General features: G+C 49.1%; 5 protein-coding genes and 1 pseudogene. 5 read left to right on the top strand and 1 reads right to left on the bottom strand.

Annotation, left to right across the window (positions count from 1 at the left end; genetic code table 11):
- Positions 1-117: 117 nt before the first annotated feature.
- Positions 118-533 (bottom strand): annotated as a pseudogene (locus V9K92_RS21725) (hypothetical protein); the annotation flags it as partial.
- A gap of 133 nt (positions 534-666) precedes the next feature.
- On the opposite strand from V9K92_RS21725, the gene wecB reads away from it, so the two are divergent.
- The 5 genes from wecB (at position 667) to V9K92_RS21700 (ending at position 6,101) form a co-directional block, all read left to right on the top strand.
- Positions 667-1,752: a non-hydrolyzing UDP-N-acetylglucosamine 2-epimerase gene (wecB, locus tag V9K92_RS21720; protein WP_337354945.1), complete on the top strand. Its 1,086-nt coding sequence runs from the start codon at positions 667-669 to the stop codon at positions 1,750-1,752.
- Positions 1,753-1,754: 2 nt separating this feature from the next.
- Positions 1,755-3,023, top strand: a complete 1,269-nt coding sequence (gene wecC, locus V9K92_RS21715; protein ID WP_337354944.1) for a UDP-N-acetyl-D-mannosamine dehydrogenase — start codon at positions 1,755-1,757, stop codon at positions 3,021-3,023.
- Between the two features lie 58 nt (positions 3,024-3,081).
- Positions 3,082-4,233: a glycosyltransferase family 4 protein gene (locus V9K92_RS21710; RefSeq protein WP_337354943.1), complete on the top strand. Its 1,152-nt coding sequence runs from the start codon at positions 3,082-3,084 to the stop codon at positions 4,231-4,233.
- Positions 4,230-5,117, top strand: coding sequence for a glycosyltransferase family 2 protein (locus V9K92_RS21705; protein ID WP_337354942.1), 888 nt, complete (start codon positions 4,230-4,232; stop codon positions 5,115-5,117). Before V9K92_RS21710 ends, V9K92_RS21705 begins: the two co-directional genes overlap by 4 nt.
- A 147-nt stretch (positions 5,118-5,264) precedes the next feature.
- Entirely contained in the window at positions 5,265-6,101 is an 837-nt protein-coding gene (locus tag V9K92_RS21700; protein WP_337354941.1) for an ABC transporter permease, read from the top strand.
- Positions 6,102-6,111: the final 10 nt, after the last annotated feature.

The raw sequence follows: 6,111 nt of genomic DNA, 5'->3' as shown, positions 1-6,111 counted from the left end.
CCGATGATTCCTACAATTCCGCACATATAAAACTCCGATGCCTCAATTTACCATTTCTGCCTATGACGCGTCGCCATGGCACCGTAAAACAAGTGCGTGATGTCATGGTTCAGACTTTCAGATCATTTGGCAAAGCGTTATCATGCTGCAACATGGTACAATGCTGGTTGCAATTTGGTAACTTGCGCTTCTTTGGCCGAGGATGGGAAATGTTTCAAGCAGCCAGAATGAAAATGTCTGCAGCCCTCCGGTCAGGAAAAGTACACCTGCAATGACCAGCAGCCCTCCCGTGACTTTTCGACCTTGCCAAGATGCATGCGAAACCGGGAAAGAAACCGCATAAACACACCGGAAAACAAGGCTGCGATAATGAAGGGTATACCAAGCCCAAGAGAATAGATCGCAAGCAAAAGCGTCCCGTCAGCTACAGTATCGCGAGCACCTACCAGCGCCAGTATTGGACCAAGCACCGGTCCTGTGCATAGCGTCCAGCCAAACGCAAAGGCTAATCCCATAATACAAGCCGCCAAGGGATGATCCCGCTGTAAATTGTCCCAAATGCCTTCAACATCAGTAGGACTGCGCACTCCTCGTTACCATTGAGGGTTGTGTTTTTGCAGCAATTTCTGCCATAAGCCATCGCAAGCGAAGCAGAGTGATAAATAAATGAAGTTTGCGATTATTTGTGGAACACGACCAGAGGTTATTAAAATAGCGATGCTTCATCGTTATTTGCGTGCAATTTCCGGTGTCGAGGTCATTCTTATATCAACAGGACAACATCGCGAGATGATTGCCCCCCTTTTTGACTGGTTTGATATAACGCCATCATATGACCTTTCGCTAATGCAGCCTGGCCAAACACCACAGGGCTTATTAGCAAGAGCGCAATTGGCGCTTGATGAGGTACTAGAGTCCGAAAAACCTGACCTTGTCATTGTGCAGGGGGACACATCTACCGCCTTGGCAGGAGCCCTCGCCGCATATCATCGAAAGATTCCGGTCGCTCACATCGAGGCAGGCCTGCGGACCGGTGATATATATTCACCGTTCCCAGAAGAAGGTAACCGGTCTCTCATCGGTCGTCTTGCAACTTGGCATTTCGCGCCTACTCAACGAGCCGTCGACGTTCTTGAGAAAGAATGTGTTCCAGGCACCATTCATCTAGTAGGCAATACTGTTGTTGATGCCCTCCAGTGGACGGCCGAAAGGGTGAAAGCAAAAGGGACTTCTGATCAGAAAGTCGTTTTGATCACCGCACATCGCCGAGAAAACTTCGGCAATGCCATGAACGAAGCGCTGGATGCCATTGCTGATGTTGCCCGGCAATATCCCGATGTTAGGTTTGTTTATCCTGTGCATCGCAACCCCAATGTATTGGAACTGGCTCACGCAGTTTTTAAAGGTATCGCGAATGTTGAGCTAATTGAGCCTTTGCCATATCCAGAAATGGTTGATCTGCTCCGTAGTTCCTATCTCGTGCTAACGGACTCTGGCGGTATTCAGGAGGAGGCACCAACCTTTGGTATCCCACTGATCATCATGCGCGAATCCACAGAGCGTAGCGAAGTTATTGATGTCGGCATCGGACAGTTGGTGGGAACCAATGCAACGCGTATTCGTAAATTGGCAAAGCACTTTCTGGATAATCCGAGCGAGCGAGCGAAAATAGCGTCAATTCCCAATCCCTTCGGCGATGGTACGACATCAAAACAAATTGGCGACATTCTTGTCCAATCTCAATCGGAGTAAATATGAGCTCTAATATCCCTTTTAAAACAATCTCGATTATCGGTCTCGGCTATATCGGACTGCCCACAGCTGCAACTTTTGCCACGCGTGGTGTGAGCGTCATTGGCGTTGATGTGAACGAACATGTCGTTACCAAATTGAATGATGGGAAAGCACACTTCTCAGAGCCAGACCTCGACATCTTGCTTGAAGCAGCTGTGAGTACCGGAAAACTTCGAGCGGTCATGACGCCAGAACCGGCAGATGCTTTTATTCTTGCGGTCCCCACCCCCTTTCTCGAGGACAAATCTGCGGATTTGAGTTACATAGAAAGTGCGGCCAGATCGATTGCAAAAGTCCTGAAAGTTGGCGATTTGATTGTTCTCGAATCAACGAGCCCAATCGGCACAACCCAAAAAGTTTGCGAGTGGATAGCCGAAGAGAGGCCTGATTTAAATCTGCCAAATGAAAACAACAGCGGCGACATTAGTGTCGCCTATTGTCCGGAGCGCATACTTCCTGGCCGAATGGTTTTCGAACTGGTCGAGAACGATCGCATTATTGGAGGTGTGAGTGAGACTTGCGGCACCCGCGCAGTAGAGCTTTACAAACTTTTCGTTCGCGGAGCATTACTGAAAACAAGGGCACCCACCGCAGAGCTGGTTAAGCTGATGGAAAACGCGTATCGTGACGTTAACATCGCTTTTGCTAACGAACTATCGGTTCTTTGCGAACATATGCAAATGAATGTGTGGGAAGCGATTTCCTTGGCAAACAGACATCCGCGTGTAAATATACTATCACCTGGCCCCGGTGTAGGTGGACACTGCATTGCAGTCGACCCTTGGTTTTTGATTTCTGCGGCACCTGACAAAACCGCCCTGATGGCGGCTGCCCGACAAGTGAATGATAGCAAACCGGAGTCAGTGCTTGTACAAGTTAGAAGCCAGATGGAGCGTTTCAAGCGTCCGGTGGTCGCGTGTTTGGGGCTGGCCTATAAGCCGGACATTGATGATCTCCGTGAAAGTCCCGCAATCCACATCGTGAAGTCCTTGGCTAATGACGATGTTAAGCTTCTCGTGGTTGAACCGCACATAGACGCATTGCCGAAAAGTCTCGCTGGCAATAAAAAAATTGTCATGACATCGATCGACCAGGCACTGCTTGAAGCAGATATTATTGTCTTGCTGGTAGGACATAACGCTTTCAAGCAGATTCGCCGCGATACCTTACTTCGGCGTATTGTCATCGACACTGTCGGCATCTGGCAGCCAAAGTCCGACTTCGCTTGAGAAGCTGAAGGCCTACACTTCAGGCGGTAGCTTATTACTTGGGAATGGAGGCGGGTAATTGTCCGCGCGAAAGCTTGTTTTTGTTATTACGGAGGCTTGGTTTTTTTGCTCGCATTTTCTGGTGCGAGCAAAGGCTGCTCAAGCTGACGGGTTTGAGGTCGTCGTTATTACTCGCGAAGACAATGCTGCAGAAAAAATTCGGAAAGAGAACATGCGCGTGGTGCCCTTAAGTCTAGGGCGTTCAGCCATAAATCCAATTGCAATAGTGCTCGAAATTTTTAAACTTTCAGCAATCTATCGCCGTGAAAAACCCGATGTCGTTCATCACATTGCTATGAAGCCGATTATCGCCGGCAGTGCTGCGTCGTATCTGGCTGGCATTAAACGGATCGTTAATGCTCCAGTGGGAATGGGCTTTGTCTTTTCATCTAACAGCTGGAAGGCCCGGATGTTGCGGCCGGTCTTCAAAGCACTCCTCAAGCAGGTTTTTCATCTCAAGAACAGCGTCATTATTCTTGAGAACAACGATGATCGTCAAGAATTGGCTGCGCAGGGATTGGCTCCGAAAGAATCGATGGTTCTCATCGAGGGAGCAGGTGTCGACGCTCAAACATTCTCCGTTGGTGAGAAGAATAGCACCCAACCGCTGATCGTTCTTGCATCCCGTATGCTTTATGAAAAAGGAATCGAGCACTTCGTTAATGCTGCCCAACGCATAAAAGCAAAAGGTATAAACGCAAGATTTATCCTCGTAGGAGCTCCGGACGCAGGCAATCCGACTTCCATACCTGAAAGCCAGTTAACGGCTTGGCGGCAAACGGGATTCGTCGAGTGGTGGGGCCATTCGGACGAGATGGCAAGAATCCTAGCCGCCGCAGATATTTTCTGCTTGCCCTCCTATTATCGCGAGGGACTTCCCAAGGTCTTGCTCGAAGCTGCCGCGTGCGGTTGCGCTATCGTCACAACAGATGCGCCTGGTTGCCGTGAAATTGTCGTCGATGGAGAAACGGGGCTTCTTGTCCCGTTGCACGATCAAGACCGCCTAATAGAGGCTTTACAAAAACTAATTTTGGATCCGTCGTTGAGATTATCTCTCGGGACATCTGCCAGAAAGCGCGTGGAAGAGAAATTTACCGATCAAGTAGTTGTAGAAAAGACGCTTGATGTTTATCGGCGTCTCTACAGCCTGTCCGGGAGCGCATCCAATTGAACTCTCCGGAAAAGCGTAACGAAATCGAAAAAAGACAACCGGTCTCCGTCGTGATTCCCTATTTCAACCAACGAGCTGATTTGGTTCGATGCCTTAATTCACTCAAACGGGAATTGACTGCTGGGGATGAGATAATTGTGGTTGACGACGCCAGTACTGAGGCACCTGACCTCGCTGCATCCGCCAACTTGCCCGTTCGCCTTGTAAGACATCCGCATAACAAGGGGCCATCTAAGGCGCGTAATACTGGAGTGGAGCTAGCCAGAAACCCGCTGATCGCTTTCATGGATGCTGATGATATTTGTCTCCCGAATAGAATACCAGCACAGGTAGCATTTCTTTCGCTACATCCCAATTTTTTTGGATGCGTCGGAGATTATTATTTTGAACGGCATCAAAATTTCGGGCACGCAAAGGTTATGCATGATCGACTACCCGAAGAAGTGCGACGGCAACTTCTTTGCGGACGGATTTTTGCTGCGGGGAGCACTTTAATGGTCCACAAAAGCCAATTCCTCGCGATTGGCGGCTATGATTGCAATTTGCGAGTTTACGAGGATTGGGACCTGTTGCTGCGGGCTCTTCGCCAGTCAGAGATAGGCCATTGTGGTGAGTTGGTTGCTGATATTTTGTCCTCCACTCGAGCAGCCGACAGAGATCGTCGACTATCCGTATTATCAACGCTGAAGCAGCGACATATGGAATCCTATGAGGGGCACGAAAAACGCCTGTTCCAACAGGCCCTCGCATACGAAAAAGCCAGTGCCTACTTGCGAGCCCACAACGCATTTTATGGCATTGCGGCACTTTTGGAAGCATTTCGAATCGCCCCAAACGTATTCCTGACAAGATTCATGGGGCGTGTGTTGTTTGGAAGAACGTAAGCAAATGATCCCGTAAAGTTTGTCGCACCGGACCGTCATCGCGTTGACCGATAGTATGACAGCCGCTATATGCACCTCGGCATGGACGACTGGGATACTCAACCAGGTACAGCCTATTGATAGATGGATTGATTATTGGAACAGTCGTTGAATACCTCGACCTCTGATAAAGAGGTAATGCCCGGCAGTGGCCTTGCAGCGCTTGTCGGAATAGCTCTGCGGGACATTGTTGACGGAGCCCGATACTATCGGCTTTGGCTGGCTCTCGCAAAAGAAGATGTTCTTGATGCCTATCGCCACACCAGCATTGGTGTACTCTGGGCGGTGTTCTCCTTTTCATTCTACACTGTTTCCATAGTCTTGGTCTTTGGATTGGGCACAAGCTTTCCGAATAAACTATATATCGCCCATTTGGTTACAGGACTTCTTGCCTGGAATTTCATCTCCCCCATTGTTAATCAGGGAGTTACCGTTTTCACATCGCAGGTTTCCTACATTAAGGGCAGCAAACTCCCGCTTTCATTGTTCACATACCATATTATGGCGAGAAATTTGATCCTTGATGGTTTTGCTGCGCTGGGTGGCATCGGGTTTCTCATATGGAGTGGATATCCATCCAGTTGGGTCGCCTTGGCAGCTTTACCGGCAATCGGGTTTTTCATTGTCACAGCGATACCAGTACAATTATTGCTCGGGTCGCTTGGGGCCTATACGAGAGACGTAAAGCAAATCATCGAAAATGTTATGCGCTCGGTGTTCTTTCTTACGCCCGTGATCTGGACAGCGGCTCCTGGAACGCACCGCGAGGTTATTGCCAGATACAATCCGTTTACAAGCTATATCGAGATTTTTCGTATTCCCATCCTCGAAGGTCGGGTTCCTTGGGAAAATTGGCTGGAGTGCTTGGTCATGACGGGATCCATCTGGATTGCCGCTGTACTCGTGTTCGCTGCCACCCGGCGCCATATAGTTTTCTGGCTGTAGGATATCTGCA

The organism is Phyllobacterium sp. CCNWLW109 (assembly GCF_037203905.1).
Lineage (GTDB): Bacteria > Pseudomonadota > Alphaproteobacteria > Rhizobiales > Rhizobiaceae > Phyllobacterium > Phyllobacterium ifriqiyense.
Note: the sequence above shows the minus strand (reverse complement) of the source record. Positions and strands in the feature narration are given on the sequence as shown.